Annotated in this window: 22 protein-coding genes; 16 read left to right on the top strand and 6 right to left on the bottom strand. The window is 75.1% G+C overall.

All coding sequences use genetic code 11. The annotated features are described in order from the left end of the window. Positions 1-200: 200 nt before the first annotated feature. Complete coding sequence (locus ACN27B_RS26555) at positions 201-1,469, top strand: hypothetical protein (protein ID WP_422741815.1); 1,269 nt, start codon at positions 201-203, stop codon at positions 1,467-1,469. 269 nt (positions 1,470-1,738) lie between these two features. Here ACN27B_RS26555 and ACN27B_RS26550 read toward each other — a convergent pair whose 3' ends face one another. After that, the gene (locus ACN27B_RS26550) at positions 1,739-2,086 is read right to left on the bottom strand and encodes a histone-like nucleoid-structuring protein Lsr2 (protein WP_422746077.1); all 348 of its coding nucleotides are present in this window, start codon (positions 2,084-2,086) and stop codon (positions 1,739-1,741) included. Between the two features lie 243 nt (positions 2,087-2,329). Between ACN27B_RS26550 and lon the strand changes: the two genes are divergently transcribed. Continuing rightward, positions 2,330-4,663, top strand: a complete 2,334-nt coding sequence (gene lon, locus ACN27B_RS26545) for an endopeptidase La (RefSeq protein WP_422741814.1) — start codon at positions 2,330-2,332, stop codon at positions 4,661-4,663. 61 nt (positions 4,664-4,724) lie between these two features. On the opposite strand, the gene ACN27B_RS26540 is transcribed toward lon, so the two are convergent. Both ACN27B_RS26540 and ACN27B_RS26535 read right to left on the bottom strand, forming a co-directional pair. Then, positions 4,725-6,440: a DEAD/DEAH box helicase gene (locus ACN27B_RS26540; protein WP_422741813.1), complete on the bottom strand. Its 1,716-nt coding sequence runs from the start codon at positions 6,438-6,440 to the stop codon at positions 4,725-4,727. A gap of 115 nt (positions 6,441-6,555) precedes the next feature. Next, positions 6,556-7,383 carry a hypothetical protein gene (locus ACN27B_RS26535; RefSeq protein ID WP_422741812.1) on the bottom strand — a complete coding sequence of 276 codons (828 nt, stop codon included), beginning with the start codon at positions 7,381-7,383 and terminating at the stop codon, positions 6,556-6,558. Between the two features lie 132 nt (positions 7,384-7,515). Between ACN27B_RS26535 and ACN27B_RS26530 the strand changes: the two genes are divergently transcribed. The 3 genes from ACN27B_RS26530 (at position 7,516) to ACN27B_RS26520 (ending at position 9,857) form a co-directional block, all read left to right on the top strand. Beyond that, entirely contained in the window at positions 7,516-8,658 is a 1,143-nt protein-coding gene (locus ACN27B_RS26530; protein WP_422741811.1) for a sensor histidine kinase, read from the top strand. Beyond that, entirely contained in the window at positions 8,655-9,260 is a 606-nt protein-coding gene (locus tag ACN27B_RS26525) for a response regulator transcription factor (protein ID WP_091574184.1), read from the top strand. Before ACN27B_RS26530 ends, ACN27B_RS26525 begins: the two co-directional genes overlap by 4 nt. Before the next feature lie 63 nt (positions 9,261-9,323). Further along, positions 9,324-9,857, top strand: coding sequence for a 2'-5' RNA ligase family protein (locus ACN27B_RS26520; RefSeq protein ID WP_099160758.1), 534 nt, complete (start codon positions 9,324-9,326; stop codon positions 9,855-9,857). Positions 9,858-9,894: 37 nt separating this feature from the next. Here ACN27B_RS26520 and ACN27B_RS26515 read toward each other — a convergent pair whose 3' ends face one another. Next, positions 9,895-12,090, bottom strand: a complete 2,196-nt coding sequence (locus tag ACN27B_RS26515) for a family 43 glycosylhydrolase (protein ID WP_422741810.1) — start codon at positions 12,088-12,090, stop codon at positions 9,895-9,897. Between the two features lie 133 nt (positions 12,091-12,223). On the opposite strand from ACN27B_RS26515, the gene ACN27B_RS26510 reads away from it, so the two are divergent. The 5 genes from ACN27B_RS26510 (at position 12,224) to ACN27B_RS26490 (ending at position 17,693) form a co-directional block, all read left to right on the top strand. After that, a complete protein-coding gene (locus ACN27B_RS26510) occupies positions 12,224-12,967 on the top strand; it encodes an ArsR/SmtB family transcription factor (RefSeq protein ID WP_099160760.1) in 744 nt (247 codons plus the stop codon). Between the two features lie 159 nt (positions 12,968-13,126). Then, on the top strand, positions 13,127-14,209 hold the full coding sequence (locus ACN27B_RS26505; protein ID WP_422741809.1) for a cytochrome P450: 1,083 nt from the start codon (positions 13,127-13,129) through the stop codon (positions 14,207-14,209). Further along, the gene (locus ACN27B_RS26500) at positions 14,206-15,000 is read left to right on the top strand and encodes an isocitrate lyase/PEP mutase family protein (protein WP_099160761.1); all 795 of its coding nucleotides are present in this window, start codon (positions 14,206-14,208) and stop codon (positions 14,998-15,000) included. Before ACN27B_RS26505 ends, ACN27B_RS26500 begins: the two co-directional genes overlap by 4 nt. Positions 15,001-15,112: 112 nt before the next feature. Continuing rightward, on the top strand, positions 15,113-16,075 hold the full coding sequence (locus ACN27B_RS26495) for a hypothetical protein (RefSeq protein ID WP_099160762.1): 963 nt from the start codon (positions 15,113-15,115) through the stop codon (positions 16,073-16,075). A gap of 4 nt (positions 16,076-16,079) precedes the next feature. Continuing rightward, the gene (locus tag ACN27B_RS26490; RefSeq protein ID WP_099160763.1) at positions 16,080-17,693 is read left to right on the top strand and encodes an asparagine synthetase B family protein; all 1,614 of its coding nucleotides are present in this window, start codon (positions 16,080-16,082) and stop codon (positions 17,691-17,693) included. An 8-nt stretch (positions 17,694-17,701) separates the two neighbouring features. Here ACN27B_RS26490 and ACN27B_RS26485 read toward each other — a convergent pair whose 3' ends face one another. After that, on the bottom strand, positions 17,702-18,568 hold the full coding sequence (locus ACN27B_RS26485; protein WP_099160764.1) for a transglutaminase domain-containing protein: 867 nt from the start codon (positions 18,566-18,568) through the stop codon (positions 17,702-17,704). A gap of 131 nt (positions 18,569-18,699) precedes the next feature. Between ACN27B_RS26485 and ACN27B_RS26480 the strand changes: the two genes are divergently transcribed. Both ACN27B_RS26480 and ACN27B_RS26475 read left to right on the top strand, forming a co-directional pair. Then, on the top strand, positions 18,700-19,173 hold the full coding sequence (locus tag ACN27B_RS26480) for a DUF1203 domain-containing protein (protein WP_099160765.1): 474 nt from the start codon (positions 18,700-18,702) through the stop codon (positions 19,171-19,173). A gap of 48 nt (positions 19,174-19,221) precedes the next feature. Beyond that, positions 19,222-20,214 carry a carcinine hydrolase/isopenicillin-N N-acyltransferase family protein gene (locus ACN27B_RS26475; RefSeq protein ID WP_099160766.1) on the top strand — a complete coding sequence of 331 codons (993 nt, stop codon included), beginning with the start codon at positions 19,222-19,224 and terminating at the stop codon, positions 20,212-20,214. Between the two features lie 77 nt (positions 20,215-20,291). Here the strand turns inward: ACN27B_RS26475 and ACN27B_RS26470 are convergent, their stop codons facing one another. Continuing rightward, positions 20,292-21,737, bottom strand: a complete 1,446-nt coding sequence (locus ACN27B_RS26470; protein ID WP_099160767.1) for an LVIVD repeat-containing protein — start codon at positions 21,735-21,737, stop codon at positions 20,292-20,294. A gap of 139 nt (positions 21,738-21,876) precedes the next feature. On the opposite strand from ACN27B_RS26470, the gene ACN27B_RS26465 reads away from it, so the two are divergent. The 4 genes from ACN27B_RS26465 to ACN27B_RS26450 all read left to right on the top strand — a co-directional run bounded on the left by ACN27B_RS26465 (position 21,877) and on the right by ACN27B_RS26450 (position 25,017). Beyond that, entirely contained in the window at positions 21,877-22,572 is a 696-nt protein-coding gene (locus tag ACN27B_RS26465; RefSeq protein WP_422741808.1) for a DUF305 domain-containing protein, read from the top strand. A gap of 277 nt (positions 22,573-22,849) precedes the next feature. Continuing rightward, entirely contained in the window at positions 22,850-23,092 is a 243-nt protein-coding gene (locus ACN27B_RS26460; protein ID WP_141684584.1) for a hypothetical protein, read from the top strand. A gap of 39 nt (positions 23,093-23,131) precedes the next feature. Beyond that, a complete protein-coding gene (locus ACN27B_RS26455; RefSeq protein ID WP_099160770.1) occupies positions 23,132-24,355 on the top strand; it encodes a sensor histidine kinase in 1,224 nt (407 codons plus the stop codon). Continuing rightward, a complete protein-coding gene (locus ACN27B_RS26450) occupies positions 24,352-25,017 on the top strand; it encodes a response regulator (protein ID WP_091574196.1) in 666 nt (221 codons plus the stop codon). Before ACN27B_RS26455 ends, ACN27B_RS26450 begins: the two co-directional genes overlap by 4 nt. Positions 25,018-25,035 lie beyond the last annotated feature (18 nt).

Raw genomic sequence — 25,035 nt, 5'->3', positions numbered from 1 at the left:
CGCGCCCGGACGGCGCGGAGACGGTGCGGAAAGGGCACCGTCGGCCATTGACGCGCGACCCGTACGTCGCAGTGATCACACCCCGAGGATTCGTCGTTCCGCCGGGATCACCAGTCAACTACCGGATCGAGAAGGAGAGCAATTCGATGCGCAGGTCCACACGGGCGCGCCGGTCATCCGGTAGCGCACGGAGCAAGCGGATGCTGGCCGTGGTCGGCACGCTCGCGGTCTTCGGCGGCATCGTCGCCGTCACCCAGATCTCGTCCGCCCAGGACCGGCGGACGAGCACCCGTGCCGCCTCGGCGTCCTGTGTGGCCCCGAGCCCGGGGGCGACCGCCCCGGGCGGCCAGGGCAGCACCACCCGCACCTGGCAGAACGGCCGCTGGGTCCGTAACCACTGGGGTGACGGGCAGATGTCGTCGGCCGAGTGTCAGCAGACCCGGGGCGGCGGCGCGGGCGCCGGCACCCCGACCGTGGCCTGCCCGGACGTCCGCGGCAAGCTGCCGCAGGTGCCCGGCCGGGCCCGCGCCGAGGTGGACCGCAACCTGGCGCTGCTGGAGAGCCAGATCGCCGAGGCGAACCGGCGGCTCGCGCGGGACGGCCGCAACGGTGGCGACTTCATCAACAACGCCATCCTCCGTCCGCTCGCCGACAAGCGCACCGCGACGATCAACCGGATCGCCACCGCGATCGGCCGGGGCGGCCAGCGTCCGCAGGGCCTGGAGCAGCTCGCCGCGTGCGCCCTCGCCGACAACGCCCAGAACGGCGGCGGCCAGAACGGCGGCGGTCAGAACGGCGGGGGTCAGAACGGCGGCGACAACGGCGGTCAGAACGGTGGCCAGAACGGCGGGAACAACAACGGCGGCCAGAACGGCGGCCAGAACGGTGGCAACAACAACGGCGGCAACAACGGCGGCAACAACGGCCTGGAGGTGCTCGCCAAGGACTGCAGCGGCAGCCAGCTGGAGGCGCACAACGGTTTCCAGAACGGCAACCGGTGCGTGAGCACCGCATTCGGTGAGGTCGGCGCCGCGGCGAACAACCCCTCGCTGCTCATCACCCAGTTCCCGAACCAGGTGCAGCGCAACCAGCCGTTCACGCTCCGGGTCACCACGAAGAACCTGGTGCGGGACCGCTTCCTCGCCGCCGGTCAGGGTGGCTACTACCTGGAGAGCTCGCTGCTCAACGGCCAGGGTCTGGTGCGCGGCCACTTCCACACCGCCTGTCGGATGCTCGGCAGCACCCGGCAGCCCCCGAACCCGCAGGACGTGCCCGCGTTCTTCGTCGCGACCGAGGACGGCCGGGGCGGATCCCAGCCGGACGACGTGCTGATCCAGATCCCGGGCCTGCCGGAGTCCGGCCTGGCGCAGTGCTCGGTCTGGGCCGGTGACGGCTCGCACCGCATCCCGATGATGGAGCGGGCCAACCAGACCCCCGCCATCGACGTGGTGCGCATCCAGGTCAACTGACCCGATCCACCGACGGCCGGAGCCGCCCGGGACCCCTCCCGGGCGGCTCCGGCCGTCGGTGCGTCCGAGTCGTCGATCAAGGAGTTGGCGTCCCGGCCCGCGCCGACTCCCGACGCGAACTCCTTGATCAACGGAGGGGGGCGGGTGGGCGGGAAAATTGGTGCCGGTGGGATCGGGGGGCGTGAAAATTGTCGACCTGGAAAAAGTCGACGGGGCCACGCCGATTTCTCAGCGTGACCCCGGGATGCCCGACGGTGAACCGGGAGGGTTCAGCGGTTCTTGTAGGCCTCGACGACCGAGACCGGGATGCGACCCCGCTCGGAAATCTCGTAGCCGTTCTTGGTGGCCCATTCGCGGATGGCGCGGTTCTGCTCGCGGTCCATTCCCGAGGTGCTCGGCCGTGTCGCGCGCCGGACCGCCCGGCCGGCGTCCGCCGGGCCGCGACCGATCCGCCTGCCAGCGCTGATGTACGGGTCCAGCGCCTTACGCAGGACACCGGCGTTCTCGTCGGAGACGTCGATCGTGTAGGCCACGCCGTCCAGGCTGAACTCGACGGTCCGATCGGCCTTTCCGCCGTCGAGGTCGTCGGTCAGAACGGTGATTACTTTCCTTGCCATCGCCATTACTCCCTGTGTCGGGCGGGGTGTGGCTAAGAGTTTGACCTACCAAGCGGTAATTTCGCAACAATACCCGACTCCTTCCATTCGGCGGGTCGCGTAAACGGCGGCGCGGCAAATGGGTCGACAGGCGGGAGGGGCGGCGCGGGGGGCGTGGGCGTGGCGTGGGTCACAAGCCGGAACAAGGGGCACGGTTTGTTACTTGAGCCAGACACGCTCAACTAACGTGATGGCAGGTGTTCGATGGCAACTCTTCCGGTACTTCCCCTGACCGACGCCGTCCTGCTGCCCGGGATGGTCGTCCCGGTGACCCTCGACCCGACCACCCAGGCCGCGGTCGACGCGGCCCGGGCCACCGGCGACAGGCAACTCCTGGCCGTGCCCCGCATCGACGGCGAGTACGGCTCCGTCGGCGTGGTCGCCACCATCGAGAAGGTCGGCCGGCTGCCCGACGGTGAGCCGGCCGCCGTGGTGCGCGGTCTCGCCCGTGCCCGCATCGGCTCCGGCGTACCCGGCCCCGGCGCGGCCCTCTGGGTCGAGGCGACCGCCCTCGACGAGCCCGCCCCCGCCGGCCGGGCCCGGGAACTGGCCCGCGAGTACCGGGCGCTGATGACCTCGGTGCTCCAGCAACGCGGCGCCTGGCAGGTCATCGACGCCATGGAGCGGATGACCGACCTCTCCGAGCTGGCCGACTCGGCCGGCTACGCGCCCTGGCTCAGCCTGGCGCAGAAGACCGAGCTGCTCGCCGCGCCGGACGTCACCGCCCGCCTCGAGCTGCTGGTCGGCTGGGTGAAGGAGCACCTGGCCGAGCAGGAGGTCACCGAGCAGATCACCAGCGACGTCCGCGAAGGGCTGGAGAAGTCCCAGCGCGAGTTCCTGCTCCGCCAGCAGCTCGCCGCGATCCGCAAGGAACTGGGCGAGGACGAGCCGGACGGCTCCGCCGACTACCGCTCCCGGGTCGAGTCCGCGGACCTGCCCGAGAAGGTGCGCGAGGCGGCGCTGCGCGAGGTCGGCAAGCTGGAGCGGGCCAGCGACGCCTCACCGGAGGCGGGCTGGATCCGTACCTGGCTCGACACCGTCCTCGAGATGCCGTGGAACACGCGTACCGAGGACAACACCGACCTGGCCGCGGCGCGGGCGGTGCTCGACGCCGACCACGCCGGGCTGACCGACGTGAAGGACCGCATCCTGGAGTACCTCGCGGTGCGCAACCGCCGCGCGGAGCGCAACCTCGGCGTGGTCGGCGGTCGCGGCTCCGGCGCGGTGCTCGCCCTCGCCGGCCCGCCCGGCGTCGGCAAGACCAGCCTCGGCGAGTCGGTCGCGCGGGCGCTCGGGCGTACCTTCGTCCGGGTCTCGCTCGGCGGCGTCCGCGACGAGGCGGAGATCCGGGGCCACCGGCGCACCTACGTCGGCGCGCTGCCCGGCCGGATCGTGCGGGCCCTGCGGGAGGCCGGCTCGATGAACCCGGTAGTGCTGCTCGACGAGGTCGACAAGCTCGGCGTGGGCTACTCCGGCGACCCGGCGGCGGCCCTGCTGGAGGTGCTCGACCCGGCGCAGAACCACACCTTCCGCGACCACTACCTCGAGGTCGACCTCGACCTGTCCGACGTGTTGTTCCTGGCCACCGCCAACGTGGTGGAGTCGATCCCCGGCCCGCTGCTGGACCGGATGGAGCTGGTCGGCCTGGACGGTTACACCGAGGACGAGAAGGTGGCGATCGCGCGGGACCACCTGCTGCCCCGGCAGCGGGAGCGGGCCGGGCTCACCGCCGAGGAGGTGACCGTCGCCGACGAGGCGCTGGCGCTGATCGCGGGTGAGTACACCCGGGAGGCCGGGGTCCGGCAGCTCGAACGGGCGCTCGCCAAGATCCTGCGCAAGGTGACCGTGGCGTTGGCGTCCGACCCGGCGCCGGTCCGGGTCGACACCGGCAACCTGGCCCGCTACCTGGGCCGGCCCAAGTTCACCCCGGAGTCGGCCGAGCGGACGGCGGTGCCCGGCGTGGCGACCGGCCTGGCGGTCACCGGCGCCGGCGGCGACGTGCTCTTCATCGAGGCGACCAGCATGGAGGGCGAGCCGGGGCTGACCCTCACCGGTCAGCTCGGCGACGTGATGAAGGAGTCGGCGCACATCGCGCTGTCGTACCTGCGCTCCAACGGTCGACGGCTCGGCATCGACCCGAACGCGCTCGCCGGGCGGCGGATCCACGTGCACTTCCCGGCGGGCGCGGTGCCCAAGGACGGGCCGAGCGCCGGCATCACCATGGTGACCGCGCTGGCCTCCCTGGTGACCGGCCGCCCGGTGCGGCCGGAGTTCGGGATGACCGGCGAGGTGACGCTCTCCGGCCGGGTGCTGCCCATCGGCGGGGTGAAGCAGAAGCTGCTCGCCGCGCACCGGGCCGGCCTGACCGAGGTGATCATCCCGAAGCGCAACGAGCCGGACCTGGACGACCTGCCGGCCGAGGTGCGCGAGGCGCTGACCGTGCACACCCTGGCCGACGTCGCGGACGTGCTCGCGCTGGCGCTGCGCCCGGCCGACGTCGACGCGCAGACGCTCGGCGGCCAGCCCGTCGCCGCCTGAGGTGAAAGGAAGGGCCCCCTGTTAACGCCTCGTGCATGGCAGGGGGCCCCTCTTAACCGCCTTACCGGTGGTCGTCGCCGTCGCGGTCGCGGCGGACGGTGGCTTTGCGCCCCTTGATGGTGCTGCCCCGCAGGCCCCGGATCACCTCGTCGGCCATCGCCTGCGGCACCTCGACCAGCGAGAACCGGTCCGCGATCTCGATCGAGCCGATGTCGCGCCCGTTGATCCGGGTCTCGCCGGTGATCGCGCCGACCAGGTCCTGCGGCCGTACCCCGGCCCGCCGGCCCAGCCCGATGAAGACCTGCGTGGTGCCCGCGCCCCGGGACCGGGTGCCACCGCGCCGGTCCCGGCTGTCGTACCCGGGCCGCGCCTCCCGGTTCGGACGGACGGCGACCTGGGGGATCTCCTCCTCGTCGGCCGTGCCGGGCAGGGTGGCCTCGTGGGCCAGCCGGACCGCGGCGAGCGCCACCTCCATCAGGTCGAACTCGTCGGTCAGCGACTCGACGACCGCCCGGAACGGCTCCAGGTCGTCCTCCAGCAGCGACTCCCGTACCGCGGCCTGGGTCAGCTCGAAGCGCCGGGTCCGCAGGTCGGCCACCGTGGGGATCTTGTCGACCGAGATCCGCTGGCCGGTGACCCGCTCGATGGTCTTGAGCATCCGGTGCTCACGCGGCTCGGCGAGGGTGATCGCCACACCCTCCCGCCCGGCCCGGCCCACCCGGCCGATGCGGTGCACGTACGACTCCGGCGCCGAGGGCACGTCGTAGTTCACCACGTGGGTGAGCTGCTCGACGTCCAACCCCCGGGCCGCCACGTCGGTGGCGACCAGCAGGTCAGCGGTGCCGGCGCGCAGCCGACCCATCACCCGGTCCCGCTGTTCCTGGCTCATCCCGCCGTGCAGCGCCTCGGCCCGGTAGCCGCGGCCGTTCATCGTCTCGGTGAGCCGGTCGACCTCCTCCCGGCTGCGGCAGAACACGATGGCGGCGGTCGGCGACTCCACGTCCAGCACGCGACCCAGCGCGGCCGGCTTGTGCGCCCGCGCCACCAGGTACGCGCTCTGCCGCACCCGCGGCGCCGCCCCGGCCACCGCCTGCTCCCGCTCGATCCGGATCCGGACCGGGTCGGTCAGGTGCTGGCGGGCGAGCCCGTCGATGCGGGCCGGCATGGTGGCCGAGAAGAGCACCGTCTGGCGGCCCTCGGGGGCGTGCTCCAGGATCGCCTCGATGTCCTCGGCGAAGCCCATGTCGAGCATCTCGTCCGCCTCGTCCAGCACCACCGTGGCCACCGAGCCCAGCCGCAGCGTGCCCCGGGCGATGTGGTCGAGGGCCCGGCCGGGCGTCGCCACCACCACGTCCACCCCGTGGTCGAGCGCACGCAACTGCCGGCCGATCGGCTGCCCGCCGTAGATCGGCAGCACCCGGGCGCCCAGGTCCTTGCCGTAGCGGTGGAACGCCTCGGAGACCTGCACGGCCAGTTCCCGCGTCGGCACCAGCACCAGCGACACCGGGTCGCCGCCCGGCCGGTCCGTCGGCATGCGCTGCAGCAGCGGCAGGGCGAACGCGGCGGTCTTGCCGGTGCCGGTGGCCGCCTGCCCGAGCAGGTCCCGACCGGCCAGCAACGGTGGGATGGCCTCCCGCTGGATCGGGGTCGGCTCCTCGTAGCCGAGGGCGGACAGCGCGCCCAGCAGTTCGGTGCGCAGCCCGAGATCCGCGAAGGCGGTGGCGTCCTCGGCGTCGGCGGGAAGGGCGGGGTCGGTCGGGGTCGGTGCGGAACTCATGTGGCAAGCCTTTCATCACCGCCGGACGGTGGTCGCGGCGACCGGCGTAAACGTTCGCCGCGCCACCCCCGGCGTCCGTGCGGGTGAGCCGGCCCGGCCCCGTGACCGGGCCGGCTCACCCGGACGTGACGGCCAGCAGGGTGGTCACCCCCACCGCCACGTCCAGCGCGATGCACCACTGCGCGTACCCGCGTGGCACCACCCCGTCGGCGCGGTGGTGCCACAGGTCCCAGCCGGCGTGCCCGAGCCAGCCCAGGCCGACGAGCGTGCCGGCGACCCCGGCCGGCGCGGCCAGCGCCACGGCCGCCAGGCCACCCCAGACGGCCAACCCCACGAGCTGGACGGCGAGCTGACGCCGGTCGCCGAACCGCCGTCGCCAGGCGCCGAGGACCAGGTAGCCGCCGGGCAGCACGAGCAGCGTCCACGGCGAGAACACCGTCGGGGCGAACCACAGGTCGGCGGTCATGAGCAGCGCCAGCCCGACCGGCCAGCGACGGGCCACGGCCGCCGCCACCGGGTGCCGCCGGGGCGGCGCGGCGACCGGGTGGCGGTGCCGCAGCGCCACCAGCGCCATCGCCGGCACCATCAGCAGGTGCCCGCCGAGCAGCAGCGCGTCGTCCCCGACCCACCCCGCCCACCAGGGCGGCAGGAGCAGCAGGAACGGCACGTACATGGCCGCGCTCATCTCCCCGGTGGCGGCCCACGCGTCGCCCCGGTACCACATCCAGGCGACCATGCCCAGCGCCATGTTCGTCGCCATCACCAGCGCGCCCACGTCCGGCCGGGCCAGCACGCCCGCACCGCTCAGCAGGTCCCCGCCCACCCGCCACAGCGGGCCGAGCAGCACCATCCCGGCCACCATCGCCACGACCATCCCGGCCAGGTGCCGGGTCCGTCCCCACCCGGCCCACCGCCGGGGTACGCCCACCGTCATCTCCGTCATGCCCCGACCCTGCCCGGGCCGGGCGCACCGGGACAGGCGCGTCCGTCACCGGAAATCCGTGCGGGACGCACGGGTCGGCCGTGACATTTCGCAGCGGTCCGCCGGGACCGGCACCACCTAGGATCGGCGGGCATGACAGTCGATTCGGCGGACCACCGGCTGCGCCGGGCCCGGCGGGTCACCCTGCTGTCGCTGGCCACGAACGTGTGGACCACGGTGCTGCTGCCCGCCGTCGGCCTGGCCCGGGAACCGGATCCGCTGCGGGCGACGATCGGCGTCGTCGGCCTGCTCGCCTTCACGGTGGCGCAGGTGGCGGTGCTGCACGCGGCGGTGACGCCGTGGCTCGCCACGGCCGCCCGGCGGCGTCGGCACCTCGCCCTGGTGGCGGCCGCGCTGCTCAGCCTGCCCCTGGTCGGCCCGGTCGCGGCGGGCGCGTGGCCCACCTGGGCCTGGTTGGGCGCCTCCCTGGTCGGCATGACACCGCTGCTGCTCCGGCCCGCCACCGGGGTCCTCGCCGCGACGGGCGTGCTCGCGGTCTCGGCGGCGGTCACCGCGGCGACCGGTGGGCCGGTGCCCACCGCGCTGCTGGTCACCGGCGGGGTGGGCGCCGGCATCGCCGCGCTCACCTGGGTGCAGGTCTGGTTCTGGGACGTGCTCGTGGAGGCCCGGCAGGGTCAGGCGGCCCGGGCCCGGCTGGCCGCGGCCGAGGAGCGGCTGCGCTTCGCCCGCGACGTGCACGACCTGCTCGGGCACGACCTCACGGTGATCGCGCTCAAGGCCGAGCTGGCGGAACGGCTGGCGCCGGTGGACGGCGAGCGGGCCGGCCGGGAGGCGGCGGAGGCCCGGCGGCTCGCCGCGTCGGCGCTGACCCGGGTACGGGCGGCAGTGCACGGCTACCGCACCGTCGACCTGGCCGAGCAGGTGGCCGCGGTGGGGGAGGTGTTGCGCTCCAGCGGGGTCCGCTGCACCGTGGTGCCGCCGGCGGGCGACCTGCCCGCCCCGGTCGCCGCCGACCTCGCCGCCGTGCTGCGGGAGGCCGGGACGAACGTGCTGCGGCACAGTCGGGCCGGCTGGTGCCGGATCGAGATCACCCGGGAGGACGGCCTGGTGACCCTGACCGTACGCAACGACGGGGTCCGTGACGCCGGGCCGGACCGGCTCAGCGGCGGCCTGCGCGGGCTGGCCGACCGGCTGGCCCCGGCCGGCGGACGCGTGCGGGCGTCCGCCGAGGACGGCGTGTTCAGCCTGGTGGCGACCGTGCCGGTGACGTCGTGATCCGGGTCCTGCTGGCCGACGACGAGGAGCTGATCCGGCTGGCGCTGGCCGCCCTGCTCGACCTGGAACCGGACATCGAGGTGGTCGCGCACGCCGCCGACGGTCGCGCCGCCCTGGCCGCGGCGCTGGCCCACCGCCCCGACGTCGCCGTCCTCGACCTGGAGATGCCGCCGCCCGGCGGCGTGGCGGTCGCCGCCGAACTCGCCCGGGCGCTGCCCGCGTGCGCGCCGGTGATCCTCACCGGGCACGGCCGGCCCGCCCAGCTTCGACCGGCGCTGGCCGCCGGCGCCCGTGGCTTCCTCGCCAAGGGCGCTCCGGGCGGCGCGCTGGCCGACGTGATCCGCCGGGTGCACTCCGGTGCGCGGTACGTCGACCCGGCCCTCGCCGCCGACGCGCTGACCCTGCCCGAGTGCCCGCTGACCCCGCGCGAGCTGGAGACGCTCCGGCTGGCCGAACTCGGCACTCCGGTCGCGGTGATCGCCCGACGTACCCACCTGGCCGCCGGGACGGTCCGCAACCACCTGAGCGCGTGCGTGCAGAAGCTCGGCGCCGCCGACCGGGCCGAGGCGGTCCGGCGGGCCCGGGAGGCGGGATGGCTCTGATCCGTCCCGGTCGGCCGGCCCTTCGGGGCGTCGTGGCTGACCGACGGCGACTAGCCTGATCATGTGCGGACGGTCGAGTTGCTCTGCTCGCCGGAGCTGGACGCGGCGGTGCGGGCGGCCTGGGACCGGCTCGCCGCCGCCGGCCTGCCCAGCCTGGCCCGCAACACGCACCCGACGAACCGGCCGCACCTGACGCTCGCCTCGGTCGACGAGTTCCCGCCCGGCGCCGAGCAGCGCCTGGCCGACCTCTGCGACGCCGCGCTGCCGCTGCCGGTGCGGCTGGACCGGCTGGCCGTCCTCGACGGCAGCGCCCCGCTGGTCTGGCTGGTCCACCCGACACCGCAGCTGGTCGCGCTGCACGGCGCGGTCTGGGACGTGCTGGCCGAGGCGTCCGGCCCGCACCCCTGGCACCTGCCCGGGCGCTGGGTGCCGCACCTGAGCCTGGCGCTGCGGTTCCGGGGCGCGGACCGCCGCCTCGCCCGGGCGGTCGCCGGAGCGGACCGCCCGGGCGGCGCGTTCGTGGCGGCCCGCAGCTACGACGGGGATACGCGCACGGTCTCCGAGCTGGCCGGGACCTGCCCGCGTCCGGACCGCTGAGCGGGGCCGCCCGCGAGGTGCGGGCGGCCCCGGCGGGTCAGCGGTGGAAACGCAGGTAGTCGAACTCGGCCGTCACGGCGGGCGTGGCGCCGCCGTGCGCGACCAGCCCGATCCGGGGCGTGGTGTCGGCCGGGAACGTCCACACCGCCCCCCACGTCCAGTGCTTCCCGTCGCGGCTGGAGCCGGCGCGGAACTCGTGTTCCCCGGTGACCCGGTCGACGTGGTGGGCCAACCGCAGCCAGGTGGTGGTGCCCGGCGTGCCGACGATGCTGCCGCCGTACACCGGCTGCCCGGCGAAGGGCAGCTCGTAGCCGTACTCGACCTGACGGGTGTTCCAGATCGCCACCTGGGTCAGCCGGGCGAACCGGTCGTCGTCGACGTACGCGACCAGGCCCGCCTGCTGGTAGTTGCGGACCGTGTCCTCGCTTAGGTCGAGCGTCACCTTCGTCTCGGCCACGTAGTCCCCGGCGGGCGCGTCGCGCAGCAGCACCCCGGCGGTGTTGCCGGTGCCGGACAGGTCGGCGTCCTGCACCGGCCAGCGCAGCGCGCCGCCGGCCACGGTGACGGCCGGATCCGGGCGTACCCAGCGCCAGGCCGGGTCGAGCCCACCGGTGAACTCGTCGGAGAAGCCGCGCAGCACCGGGCCGACCCGGGGCGGCGCGACCGGGTGCCGGACCGGGCGGTACAACCGGGCGGCGCTGACGTTGTCGAACTCGGCCGGCCCGCCCTGGGCCCGCAGGACCAGCGCACCGGTCGTGGGGCGGGGGAGCCGGAGCGACACCCGGGCGACCGGGTCGCCGAGGCGGGACGGGCTGAGCGTGGCGACGAGCTGCCGGCCGCGTACCTCGACCGCGAGGGTGTGCCGGTGGGTCAGGTCGGTCCCGGCGGGCAGCGCCGTCGCGGCGGCGCCGGCGGTCAGCCGGCCGCCGCCGACCCGGACGTCCACGCCGCCGAGCCGCAGCCCGGCGGTGGCCGCGCCGGTCAGCCGCAGGTCGGTCTCCGCCCGCAGGTCGCCGCCGATCCCGGTACGCGAGGCCAGCGCCCCGGTGCCGGTCAGCACCCCGCCGGCCGCCCGCCACGTGCCGCTCTCGACCCGCCAGTCGCGCAGGTCGGACGTGGCGAAGCGGGCGTCGACGCGGCCCGTGGTGACCGGCGCGGGGCGGGCGCCGTCGGAGGGGCCGGCGCCGGCGTTCACCGTCGGCCAGCCGTCGATCCAGTCGAGCCGGTCCAGCAGCATCGGCCGCTCGTTGACGCCGAACGGCTCGTCCAGGTAGGGGTCGGCCCGGTCGATCGCGTGGTAGGCGATCCAGTCCTGCCCGGACAGGTCGGTGAGCACGGCGTTGTGGCCGGTGCCGATCCAGCGGTTGCCGTTCTGGGTCAGCACCGGGGTGCCGCCGGCGCGGGAGACGTCGAGGCGCTGGCCGTCGCGGTCGGTGAACGGGCCGCGCGGGTCACGGGCCCGGCCGACCTGGACGGAGTAGCCGGTGGCCGGGCCGGCGCAGCAGTTGGCGGTGGAGGCGAAGAGGTAGTACCAGCCGTCGCGGCGCACCACGTAGGCGCCCTCGAACTTGTTGTCGATGGCGACCGGGGTCGGCGTGCCGACCGCGCGCAGGCCGTCGGGGGACAGTTCGGTGACCGCGATGCCGCCGTAGTAGCTGCCGTAGTAGAGCCAGGACCGGCCGTCGGCGCCGGTGAGCTGGCTCGGGTCGATGGTCCACAGGTAGCCGCCGCCCGCGCCGGGACGCGGGGCGACCACCGGCTCGTCGGCGAACGTCCACGGTCCGGCCGGGCTCGGCGCGGTGGCCACCCCGACCGCGGTGTCGAAGGTGTCGGCGGAGACGGTGGTGTCGGTGACGGTCATGTACATGACCCACCGCCCGCCGAGCCGGCGGACGTCGGGCGCCCAGAACGCGGCGCCCGGCGCGGCGTACGCGGGCCGCTGGTCGGGGGCGAACGCGTCGCCGACGTAGCTCCAGTCGACCAGGTCGGCGGAGCGGGCGATCGGCACCCGGTGCGGTGTTCCCTCGCCCTCGCGCAGCGGGTCGGAGGTGCCGAAGGCGTACCAGAGCCCGTCGTCGCCGCGGACCACGACCGGGTCGGCGAAGGTGTCGGCGAACCCGGCGGAGACCGGGTTGCGGTAGCGGTCGGGCCCGGCGGCGGGCGCGGGTGACGCGCCGGCGAGCAGAAGGGTGAGGACGGCGGCGAGCACGCCGCCGCGGCGGAGGTGTCCCATCAGGCCTGCCTTGGAGGTAGACGGAGGTCACTGCGGTGCACCCGTTTGTACAACGTTGGATACAACGATGTAAAGAGCCGCCTCGCGCCACCTTCCGGTCCGGCCCGAACCGTGGCCGTGCCAGCATGGTCCGATGACCACCCGCGCCGACGGCCGAGGGCTGGCCGGACTCGCCGCCCTGCTCGCCGATCCCACCCGGGCCGAGTTCTGTCTCGCCCTGCTCGACGGACGCGCCTGGACCGCCGGTGAGCTGGCCCGCCGCGCCGGGGTCGCGGCCTCCACCGCCAGCGATCACCTCACCCGGCTGGTGCGCGGCGGCCTGCTGGCCGAGGAACGGCAGGGCCGGCACCGGTACGTCCGCCTGGCCGACCCGTCGGTCGCCCAGCTCCTCGAGGACCTGACCGCGCGGGCGCCCGCCCCGGCCACGCCGCCCCGCACGTTGCGCGCCGCGTCGGCCGGCGCCGCCCTGGCGTACGCCCGGACCTGCTACGACCACCTCGCCGGGCGACTCGGCGTGCTGCTGCACGACGCGCTGCTCGCCCGCGGTGTGCTGGACCGGGCCGGCGGCCTCGCGCTCACCCCGGCCGGGATGTCCTGGCTGGCCGAGGTGGGCGTGCCGGTCGAGCGGCTGCGCGCCGCCCGTCGACCGCTGGTGCGCGACTGTCTGGACTGGACCGAACGGCGGCCGCACCTGGCCGGCGCGCTCGGCGCCGCGTTGTGCGGGCGCTTCCTCGACCTCGGCTGGATCGCGCGGGGGACCGGTCGGGCGGTGCGGCTCACCCCGGCCGGGCGGGACGGCCTCGCCGCCGCCCTCGCGCTCGACCCGGGGCTGCTCGCCCCGCCCACCTCCCGCGACACCGGCCCCGCCCGCGCCTGATCCGCCCGCCCGTCCCGTCCGCCCGGCGGCCCGGTCCGCCTGATCGAGGCCAGGTCGGCGAGCTGGTGGGGTCGACGTGCCTTTGACGCCGCCAGCTCGCCGACCTGGCGCGGCGATCGTTCGGTCCGGACCGAACGATCGGCGTCCTACGGTCGGGTGGTGGACCTACCGACGATCACGGCCGCCCCGGGCACGCCGGCCTGCGGACCGCCGACCCGAGGCGACGACGGCTGGCTGGTCACCCGGCACGCGGACGTCATCGCCGCCCTGACCGATCCCCGCTGCGTGGTGCCGCCCGCCGGGCCGCCCGGCGTCGCCGGCTCGCTGGCCTGGCTGCGCGCGTCCGTCAGCCGCTTCAGCCCACCCGAGCGCCACCCCGGCCGGCGGGCGATCGCGGTGACGGCGCTGGCCGACCTCGACCCGCGGGACCTGTCCCTGGCCGCCGCACGGCGGACCGGCGAGTTCCTCGACCGGTCGGCGTCGCCCGTGCCACCTCTGTTAAGAGGGGTCCCTTGCACTACCGGAGGCGTTAACAGGGGGCCCTTCCTTACACCCCGGGTGGAGGTGATGGGGGCGCTGGCGCGGGGCGTACCGCTGGTGGTGCTGGGGGAGCGGCTCGGCCTGGCGGATCCGGCGGCGGCCGCCCCGGCGGTGACGGCGGTGGCCGCCGCCTACCATCCGGGCGCGGCGCCGGCCGCGCTCGCGCGGGCCGACCGGGCGGTGGCCGCGTTGGTGGCGATGTCGCCACCGGCGCCGGCCGAGGTGACCGCGAACCGGATCGGGCTGCTGGTGCAGGCCGCCGACGCCACGGCCGGGCTGATCGGCGCGGCGGTCCGGCACGGGCTCACCGCGCCGGCCGGGCTCGCCACCGCCGCGCTGCTCGCCGAGGTGCTGCGGCTCGACCCACCGGTACGCGCCACCCGCCGGATCACCACCGCCGCACTCGACCTGGGCGGCCGGTCGATCCGGGTCGGCGAGCCGCTGCTGCTCCGCTTCGACGCGGCGAACCGGGACCCGGCCGTCCATCCGGAGCCGGACCGGTTCGTGGTCGACCGGTCCGGTGGAGCGCTGACGTTCGGCGCCGGCGCCCGGGGCTGCCCGGGGTCGTGGCACGCGCTCGCCCTGGCCGCCGATGTGGTCGACGTGCTGCGCCGCCGCTGCGCACCGGTCGACGCTCCGGTCAGCTACGCCCCGCATCCGACGCTGCGCGTCCCGACCCGTCTCGAGGTGACCCTGCGATGAGCGACCGCCACGCGGCCTTCCGCGCGCTGCACCGGCCCGGCCGCCCCCTGCTGCTGCCCAACGCCTGGGACCACGCGTCCGCGGCGGCGCTCACCGCCCGGGGGCATGCCGCGATCGGCACGACCAGCCTCGGTGTCGCGGCGGCCGCCGGTCGGCCGGACGGCGCCGGGGCGACCCGGGCCGAGACCCTGGACCTGGCCCGTCGCCTGCGGCACCTGCCGGTGCTGCTCACCGTCGACGTGGAGGACGGCTTCGACGAGGAGCCCGCGGCCGTTGCCCGCTACGTCGGCGAGCTGGCCGCCCTGGGAGTGGTGGGGGTGAACCTGGAGGACGGCCGTCCGGACGGCACCCTGACCCCGGCGCCGCTCGTCGCGGCGAAGATCGCGGCAGTACGCGCGGCGGCGCCGGGGCTCTTCGTCAACGCCCGCACCGACGCGTGGTGGCTGGACGTGCCGGCGCCGCTGGCCGAGGCGCGGCGCCGGGCGGCGGCGTACCGGGCGGCGGGCGCCGACGGCTTCTTCGTCCCCGGCGCGCCCGACGACACGGTCGGCACGCTGGTGGCGGAGGCCGGACTGCCGCTGAACGTCCTGCACCGGCCGGGCGGGCCGGACCTGGACCGCCTGGGCCGGCTCGGGGTGGCCCGGGTGAGCACCGGTTCGCTGCTGTTCCGGGCGGCCCTGGGTGCGGCGTTGCGTCGGGTCGACGCGGTCGCCGCCGGGGCGGACACCGGCGAGCCGGCCGCGCCGGGGTACGCCGAGGTGCAGCAGCTGTCACGGCGGTTCGCCACCTGATCGGGCACCTTCGGAGGAGATAGGAGGATTGTTCTCGGAGGTACCTTCTCTGGCGATTACGGTGAGTGCAGGTTTCATCACGCCGTGTCCTGCCCGAGAGGGGACGGAGACCATGCGAGTGCCCAGCCGAAGCCCCGGTCGCCAGCCCGGTCCCGCCGTCGCGTCCACCGCCCCCGCCGCCCGCCGGCTGCCCGCCGGAGGGCGGCGGACCACCGCCGCGCCCGACCTGGCCGCGTACCGGTCGGCCGTGGCGGAGCTGCTGGTCGAGGTGGGCGCGCTGGCCGACGCGCCGTCGACCACCGCCCGACAGGTGCTGCTCGACCAGCGGCTGCGCGAACCGGCCGTCGCGGCGGTCCTGGACGCCACGCCCCAGGGGCTGGTCGGCGCCCGGGAGACGCTGCTGCTGGAGATGGCCCGCTACCAGCCCAACGCGCGCAGCTCGGCGCACGACCTCACCGCGCTGGTCCGGATCTACCTGCTCTCCCGCATCGACGTGCTGTGGTGGCGGGACAGCCCCACCTTCCTCACCGACGAGCAGGTCCGCACCAGCACCGAGCTGGTCGACCTGGAGTGGCTGCGCCGCCGCGGCCTGCTCGACTTCCGCTACCAGGAGCAGCCCGCCACGGTGCTCGGGCGGGGCCTGCGGGCGGTCCGCCGCCGGCTGCGCCCGGACGCCACGCCCCGCACCGCGGGCCTGCTGTTCCGCCGCGCCCGCCGCGAGATGATCGCGTTCCTCAACGACCTGGGCCGGGAGTTCGCCGCGGCCGGCCCGCCCGGCACGCCGCCGCTCTGGGTGACCAGTCTGGCCCGCAGCGCCGAGCACCAGTATCGGCTGCGCCGGCTGGGATACGCCGCGATGGTGCCCAGTGGGCACTGCCTCGGCTGGGCGGCCGACGTGGAGCTGGCGTGGTACGAGCGCTTCGGGGCCCGCACCACCCTGGCCGGGCTGCTGCTGGCCCGCCAGGAGGCCGGTGAGATCAACGTCATCGACGAGGGACAGGCCTGGCACGTCTGCCTCGCGCCCGTGGCCCGCCGCCGGTTCCGGCGGGCGTACGAGGCCGAGATGGGGGTGTGACCCGGTGTGCGGGATCGCGCTGAGCATCGGCCCCGAGGCCGACCCGGCCACCTTCCGGCGGATGCTGGCCGCGCTCGCCCCGCGCGGGGAGGTCACCGAGACCCGGCAGGAGAACGGGCTGCTGGCCGGCGTGCGCCGGCTGCGGATCGTGGACCGGGACCGGGCCGTGCAGCCCTGGGTGTCGCCGGACGAACGGCACCTGCTCTGCTTCAACGGCGAGATCTTCAACCACCACGAGCTGCGCGCCGAGCTGACCCGACTCGGGCACGAGTTCCGCACGCTCGGCGACACCGAGGTGGTGCTTGCCGCGTACCGCCAGTGGGGCGGGGACGCGGTACGCCGGCTGCGCGGCGAGTACGCGTTCGTCGTGGTCGAACGCGACGCCGGCCGGGTGTACCTGGCCCGTGACCCGCTCGGGGTGAAGCCGCTCTACTGGTCCCGCGTGCCCGGCTGCCTGCACCTCGCCTCCGAGGTGAAGGCGCTGGTCGGGCACGGCGCCCCGATCAATGAGGTGCCGCCCGGCCACCACGGCTGGGTCGAACCCGACGGCCCGGTCCGGCCGCGCCCGCACGTCGACCTGCTCACGCTCGGCGCCGGGCTGCCGGTGATCGACGACCCGGACGAGGCCGCCCTGCTCGTCCGGGTCGCGCTCACCGACGCCATGCGGATCCGGTTGGACACCGACCTCACCGTCGGGGTGGTGCTCTCCGGCGGCCTGGACAGCTCGCTGGCGCTGCTGCACGCCCGGGAGTTGCACCCCGACTGCGTGGCGGTGACCATCGGCGTCCCGGACAGCCCCGACGTCGCGTACGCGCGTCGGCTCGCCGCCGACCTCGGCGTGCCCCACGAGGTGATCGAGCTGCGCCCGCGCGACATCCGGCTCGCCGACGTGCGCGAGGCGATCCGGATCTCCGAGCTGACCGAGTACGGCGACATCATCAACGCCGTGGTCTCGGTGCCGATCTTCCGGCGGCTGCGGGAGCTGGGCGTGAAGGTGGTGCTCACCGGCGACGGCTCGGACGAGGTGTTCGGCGGCTACCCGATGTACCACCGGGTCGGGCCGGAACGCTCCCGCCGGCTGTTCCTGCACAAGATCCGCAACCTGTGCCGGACCGAGTTGCAGCGGGTGGACCGGGCGAGCATGGGGCACGGCGTGGAGGCGCGGGTGCCGTTCCTCGACCTCAGCGTCGTCGAACTGGGGATGCGACTGCCGCTGGACCTCAAGCTGCGCGACGGGCAGGAGAAGTGGATCGTCCGGCGGGCCTTCGCCGACCTGCTGCCCGACTACGTCCGGCGACGGCCGAAGAACCCGATGTCCTACTCGTCGGGCCTGCACGAGCGCGCCCGGCTGTACAAGCCGCTCTTCGCCCGGCTGCACCGCTCCTTCGGTTACGACCTGCTCGAACCGGTCCGGCGGGACTTCGACAGCGTGCTCACCCGGTGCGGCAACGACCTCGACCGGGCCATCGCCGAGGGCCTGGCCCGGCCCGACTACACGGTGCTGGAGCACGCCCGCGACCTCGTCGGCGCCGCCCGGTGGAACGCCGCCCCGATGGTGCGCCGGCTGGTCAACCCGCGCCGCACGCGGGGCGGGGACGAGGCGCCCCTGCCGGGGTAGGCCGGGGCTCAGCGGCGCAGGTCGACGGTGGTGACCGTGCCGGTGACCGGGTCGACGCTGCGGACCGTCCCGTCCGGGCGCAGCCGGGTGTCCGACGCGTACCGGTCGGCCAGCTCCCGCTCGGCGGCGGCGTCACCGGCGTCGGCGGCGAGCAGCAGCGCGGCGATCTCGTCGGTGAGCGCGAGGTCGGCCTCGGTCGGGTCGTCGCTCATCGTGCCGAAGCCGTCCCAGAGCAGCAGCTCGTCCTTGCGCCGGTGGGCCAGCTCGTGCAGCACGTAGACGCGGACGAACCAGGCGCCCCGGATCGGCAGGGCCGGGTCCACCCCGTACCGGTCCGGGTCGACCCGGCCCGCCCGGTACGCCGTCCAGACCCGGGCCGCCGAGTCGAAGTGCCCCGCCTCCGGGTCGATGTCGTAGCCGTCGAACGGCCGGGGGTCGGCGGGGTCCAGCTCCGGATCCGCCCAGACCCAGCGCTCGCCGTTCCACCACTCCGCCAGCACGTGGTCGTGGTGCCAGCCCGGCACGAAGTAGCTCGCGAAACCGACCCGGCTGCGGGCGGGCACGCCGTGCTGGCGCAACGCGGCGACGGTGAGCAGCGTGTGGTCGCGGCAACACCCGGCCACCCGCTCCGCGACGGGTCGCGGCGCGCTCAGCGGCAGCGGGAACCGGGACTGGTCGGTGTCGAGGATCCGGTCCAGCCAGCGCAGGTTGGCCTCGCCGCGCCGGGCGTCGGACAGCTCGACGCCGCCGGCGCGGTAGTGGACGATCACGTTGCGGGCGGCCGCCGAGGCGCCGGCGACGTCGCCGGGGACCGCGTCGAGCAGCGCGGCGTGGTGGCGGGGATCGCTGTACGGGGAGTGGGTCCGATAGTCCATCAGTCGATTGTCGACCCGCGCGACCGCGCCACGGGTGCCCGGACGGCGGCTGGGCGGCCGGAATCTCCGGCGGGTAACGCCAGGTCCGATGGCCGCCAGCGCCACGGCCGGCGCCGGGCCACGCTGGACGGGTGACGACGACCCGTACCGCCTTCCTGATCCGCCCGCTGCCGGCCGAAATCCTGGCCGACCTGCGCCGCACCGGCCGCGACGCCGGCGGGCAGCCGCCGGAGCGGCACCGGGCCGGCGGCGGCGAGCCGCTGCGCTGCTGCCTGCGCGACGCCGAGGCGGGCGAACCGCTGCTGCTGTTCGGCTACGCGCCGCCGCTGCCGCCCGGCCCCTACCGGGAACTCGGGCCGGTCTTCGCGCACGACGCGGCCTGCGCCGGGCCGGCGGAGGTGACGGCCTACCCGGTGGGCTGGCGCGGACGGCCGCAGGTGCTGCGGGCGTACGACCGGCGGGGCCGCATCGTCGGCGGCCGCCGGCACGACGGCGACGCGCCGGAGGCGGTGGTCGCCGAGCTGTTCGCCGACCCGGCGGTGGACGTCCTGCACAGCCGCAACGTGGTGTACGGCTGCTGGATGTTCGCGGTCGTCCGGGGCTGACCGGTTCCTCGATGGACACCGGTCGCCGTCTCTCCTAGCGTCGCGGGTATGCGGAGGACGCTCGTCGCCACCGGGCTCGCGGTGCTCCTGATCGCCACGGCGTGCGCCGACGGCCGTGGGGCGGGCGGCGCGCCCGGGCCCGGCACCTCGACCGCCTCCCGGCAGGATCCCGACCAGGTCGCGCGGACCCTGGCCAGCCTGCGCCGGGTCGACGACCTGCCGCTGTACGAGATGACCTACGTCGGCGACTACGACCCGACCGTGGGGGTGCCGGGCGCCACCCCGCCCAGCCCGTTCGGCTGCTCGCTGTTCGCCGCGCTGGCCGACCGGGACCGCCCGTTGTTCGCCCGCAACTTCGACTGGGAGCCGAACCCGGCGCTGGTGCTGCGCACCGACCCGCCGGACGGCTACGCCTCGATCTCGCTGGTGGACATCTCCTACCTCGGGGTCGCCGCCGACCCGGCCGGGGACCGGCGGCTGCTCGACGCGCCGCTGCTGCCCTTCGACGGGATGAACGAGCGGGGTCTGGCGGTCGGGTTGGCCGCCGACGACGGCGCGCGGGCCGACCCGGTGCCCGGACGCCCCACCGTGGGTTCGGTGCGCATCCTGCGGCTGGTGCTCGACGCGGCCGCCACCGTGGACGAGGCGGTCGGCGTCTTCGCGCGGCACAACCTGGACTTCGCCGGCGGCCCGGCGCTGCACTACCTGCTCGCGGACGCGACCGGGGAGTCCGCCGTGGTCGAGTTCGTCGACGGGAGCATGCGCGTCGACCGCCGCCGGGGTCCGTGGCAGGCGCTGACCAACGTGCCGACCGTCGGGGTCACCGACCGGGACCTGCGGCGCGACCACCGGTACGGGGTGCTGGCGACGGAGCTGGACCGGGTCGGTGGCGCGCTGGACGCCGCCGGGGCGCTGCGCCTGCTCGCCGCCGTCCGGCAGCCGCACACCCGCTGGTCGGTGACGTACGCGCTGCGCAGCGGCGAGGTGCGGGTGGTCACGGCGGGCGGCGGGATCCGGGACTACCGGTTACCGATGGGCTGACCCGGGCCCGGCGCCCCGATGGGCTGACCCGGGCCCGGCGCCCCGAGGGGGTGCCGGGCCCGGCGACGGTCAGCGGGTCACCAGCTCAGGTAGCCCGCCTGGGTCTGCACGTTCAGCTCGGGCACCAGGAGGAACTGGGCCAGCCAGGTACGCGGGTCACGCAGCTCCAGCACGTCCAGTCCCTTCTGGATGTCGCTGGAGTAGATGTGGCCGTTGTACCAGTAGGCCGACCAGGACCCGCCGGTGCGCAGCTGCGTGGCGTCCAGCGGCCCGCGTTCCCAGTAGGCGATCTCCTTCGGCTGGCGGGAGTCGGTGAAGTCCCACACCGAGATGCCGCCCTGGTACCAGGCCTGGACCATGATGTCGCGGCCGGGCACCGGGATCAGCGAGCCGTTGTGCGCCACGCAGTTCTCGGTGTCCGCGTTGACCCGCGGGATCTTGTAGTAGCTGCGGAACTCCAGCTTGCGGGCGTCGCCGCGGCCGGTGATGTCGTAGATGGCGTCCGCGCCGCGGTTCGGCCCGACCACCTCGTTGCAGGTCGCCGCGCCGCCGCCGCCCAGCTCGTCGGTGAAGACGACCTTGGTGCCGGCGTTGTTGAACGTGGCCGAGTGCCAGAACGCGAAGTTCTCCGCGTCGGTGACCCGTTCGATCACCCGGGGCGCCTCGCGGTTCTTGATGTCCAGCAGGACGCCGTCACCCATGCACGCGCCCGCCGCCAGGTCCTTCGACGGGTACGCGGTGATGTCGTGGCAGCCGGTGGTCGCGGACGTCTGGCCCGGGATGCCCGGGTAGCCGCCGTCCGGGAAGAGGTTGGGGGTGGCGACCACGGACGCCGAGGTGGGGCTCTTCACCGGGACCTTGACGATGGAGATCGAGTCGTGCGGCGGCTGGCAGTCCGGGAACTCGGCCCGCGGGCTGTACGACGAGACGTACAGGTAGACGTTGCGCCGGTCCTTGCCCGGCACCAGCGTGTGGGTGTGCGAGCCGCAGGCCGTCTCCACCGACTTGATGTAGCGCGGGTTGCGCTTGTCGCGGATGTCGAAGATCTTGATGCCCTCCCACGACTCCTTGACCGACGCCGGCTGGCTGGTGCTGGCGCACGAGTCGTCGTTGCGGGAGGAGTCGGTCGACAGGAAGAGCAGGTTCCCGTGGACCGAGATGTCGTTCTGCGAGCCGGGGCAGAGCACCTGCGAGACGATGGTCGGCCGGCTCGGCCGGGAGACGTCGTAGATGACGAAACCCTCGTAGTTGCCGGCGAACGCGTACCGGCCCTGGAAGGCGATGTCGGTGCCGAGGGCGGACGTGGTGTCGAAGGGCGCCTGCTTCGGCAGGTTGGCCACCTGCCGCAGGTTGGGGCTGCTGGAGATCTCGTCGACACCGGGGACGGCGCTGTCCACGGTGGCCGGGGCCGCCCGGGGGACCTCCTGCGCGCTGCTCGGCGGCGCGGCGATCACGCCGGCGAGCAGCAGGCCGGCGGCGGCGAGACCGACGATACGGGTACGGGACGTGCGGATGCTGATCATCGGCAACACCCTTCGAAAGGGGGATGATGATTCGCCACACCTTACCGACTTACGACGTTCATCAATGTGATCCCGGTCACATCCGGGAACTTTCGTCTATGGATAGGATCGCTGTCACCTCGACCGGAGGGAGCGTCGTATGACCGGCCGGCAGGCACGCGTGTGGTGGGCCGTCACAGCGCTGGCAGCGCTCCTGGTGATCGGCGGGCTGGCCCTGACCGGGCGCGGCGACACCCGCCCGGCGGCGACCCGGCCGAGCCCGGCCGGCGCCGTCCCGAGCCCGACGGGCAGTGTCTCCGCCCCGCCCGTGCTGGTCCCCGGCCGCCCGGGCGAGTCGGCGGCCACCCGCCCCGCCGCCGAGGTCCGCGACGCCGCCCCGCCGCGGTGGAACGGCCTGGACGTCTGGTACGTGCGGATGATGATCCCGCACCACGAGCAGGCGCTGGAGATGGCGAAGCTCGCCCCCGACCGGGCCGCCGACCCCCGGGTGCGGGCCGTCGCCGACCGGATCCGGGCCGCCCAGGGGCCCGAGGTCGGGGTGCTGCGCGCCTGGCTGAGCACCCGTGGCCTGCCGGCCGAGGTGGCCGGCCACGACCACGCCACCATGCGCGGGATGCAGTCCGCCGAGGCCATGCGGCAGCTCGCGGACGCCCGGGGCGCGGCGTTCGACACGTTGTTCGTGCGGATGATGACCGCCCATCACCAGGGCGCGGTGGTGATGTCCACCGATCTGCTCAAGGTGGGCGCCGACCAGGTCATGCAGGAGTTCGCCAACGCCGTCGCGGTCGAGCAGTCCGCCGAGATCACCCGCATGCGCGCCCTCCTCCCGTCCTGACCCACCCACCCCACCGAACCCGTCGATCATGAAGTTGGCGGCGACATATCGGACGGTGAAGGCAGTCAACTTCATGGTCGACGGCGTACTTCCGGAGGGCGACCGGGCGTCGGTACTCTCACCGCTCATGATCAGTCTGCCCGGGAGGTGGCGGAAGCGCGACGGGGAGCAGCCTGCGGCGACGCCGTGGGTGGGGCTCGCCGTCGGGATCGGGAGCGAGCTGCTGCCGTCCGCCACGGCCGACCTTCTCGCGCACCTCCGTCGTACGGTTCCTGCCGTGCCTGTCACGCCCGACGAGGGCACTCGGATCCGGGCCGTGGTCGGGTCCCGGTCCGACGCCGACCTGGTGGCCGCCGGGCTCCGTGACTGGGCGGCCGGGGCCGAGGACGGGTGGACGTTGACCGTGACGGGTTCTGGTCTTCCGGCGGGCGAGTGGACCAGGTTCTCCCAGCTGCGCGGCAGCTTCGCCGCCGAGAACCTGGCCTGGGCCGTGTCGGAGGCGGCCGGCGTCGGCGGCTGACGCGGTGGGCATCGACGCGCGCGCCACCCCGTACGCTGGGTGACCGTGGACCGCCTGATCCTCGGCCGCCCGCTGCGCGGTGTCGCCTTCGACGCCGCCGTCTCCGGGCTGGTCGTCCTCGTCGCCGTGCTCGGCCTGCTGGCCGAGCAGGGCGGCCTGCCGGCGTTCGCGGTCGGCGTGGCGATGGCGGCGGTGCTGTTCTTCCGGCGGACCCACCCGTCCCTGGTCGCCGTGGCGGTGGCCGCGCTCGCGCTGGCCCAGGTGATCGTCGGCTGGGGCCCGCTCGGCTACGACATCGGCGTGCTGATCGCCCTCTACAGCGTGGTCAAGTACGCCGACCGGGCGCGCGACGGCATCCTGGCCGGGATCGGCGCGGCGATCGGCGTGCTGCTCTCCGCGCTCTCCTGGCCCGGGCCGGCGCCCTGGTGGGCGGGGGCGCTCTACTACGGCCTGGTCACCGGCGCGGTCTGGCTGGTCGGGCTGAACGTGCGGACCCGCCGGCTCTACGTGCTCAGCCTGGAGGAGCGGGCCGCGACGCTGGAGCGGGAGCGGGAGGCGGAGTCCCGGGCGGCGGTGGCCGAGGAGCGCACCCGCATCGCCCGGGAGCTGCACGACGTGGTGGCGCACAGCATGGCTGTGATGATCGTGCAGGCCGACGGCGTGCGGTTCACCCTGGACCGGGACCCGGCGACCGCGCGGGAGGCCGCGAAGGTGGTGGCGGACACCGGCCGGCAGGCGCTGGAGGAGATGCGGCGGCTGGTCGGGGTGCTGCGCGAGCCGAGCCGCCCGGAGCCGCCCGCGGTGACCGACGAGCCGGCCGCCGAGCCGGCGCACCGGCGTCCCGCGCTGGTGGAGCTGCCCGCGTTGCTCGACCGGTTCCGCGCCGCCGGGCTGCGGATCGCCTGCGCCGGCGCCGGCACCCCGGTGGCGCTGCCGCCCGGCCTGGAACTGACCGTCTACCGGGTGGTGCAGGAGAGCCTGACCAACGCGCTCAAGCACGCCGGCGTGGGGGCGTCGGTCGAGCTGACGCTCGACTGGGACGCCGACGCCGTCGTGGTCCGGGCCGTCGACGACGGGCGCGGCCGTCCGGTGGTGCGGCCGGCGCCGTCCGGCGGGCACGGCCTGGTCGGCATGCGGGAACGGGTCGGGGTGTACGACGGCAGCCTCGCCGCCGGACCGACGCTGGCCGGCGGTTGGCGGGTGGAGGCGCGACTGCCGCTGCCCGCGCCGGCCGGCACCGAGGAAGGGAGCGCGGCGGCGTGACCGTGCGGGTGATGATCGTCGACGACCAGGCGCTGGTCCGCGCCGGATTCCGGATGGTGCTCGACTCCCAACCCGACCTGGCCGTGGTCGGCGAGGCGATCGACGGCGCGGACGCGCTGCGGGTCCTGGAGCGGGTCGAGGCCGACGTGGTGGTGATGGACCTGCGGATGCCCACCATGGACGGGGTGGAGGCGACCCGGCGGATCTGCGCCCGTTCCACCGGCGGGCGTCCCCGGGTGCTGGTGCTCACCACGTTCGACACCGAGGCCGACGCCTTCGCCGCGCTGCGCGCCGGGGCGAGCGGCTTCCTGCTCAAGAACGTGCCGCCGGAGGACCTGCTCGCCGCGATCCGGGTGGTCGCCGAGGGTGACTCGGTGGTCGCCCCGTCGATCACCCGGCGACTGCTCGACCGCTTCGCCGGCCAGCTCGGCCCCGCTCCGGTCCAGGACCCGCGACTGGCCCAGCTGACCGAGCGGGAGCGGGAGGTGCTGCTGCTCGTCGCGCAGGGGCTGTCCAACGCGGAGATCGCCGGGCGGGTGCACGTCGCGGAGGCGACGGTGAAGACGCACGTGGGCCGGATCCTGGCCAAACTCCAGCTCCGCGACCGGGTCCAGGCCGTGGTGCTGGCGTACGAGAGCGGGCTGGTCACACCCGGCGGATGACCCGGCGTACGCCTCGGG

The organism is Micromonospora sp. WMMD754 (genome assembly GCF_049315235.1).
Lineage (GTDB): Bacteria > Actinomycetota > Actinomycetes > Mycobacteriales > Micromonosporaceae > Micromonospora > Micromonospora sediminicola.
The sequence above is the reverse complement of the archived record's forward strand: the minus strand, read 5'-3'. Positions and strand labels throughout refer to the sequence as shown.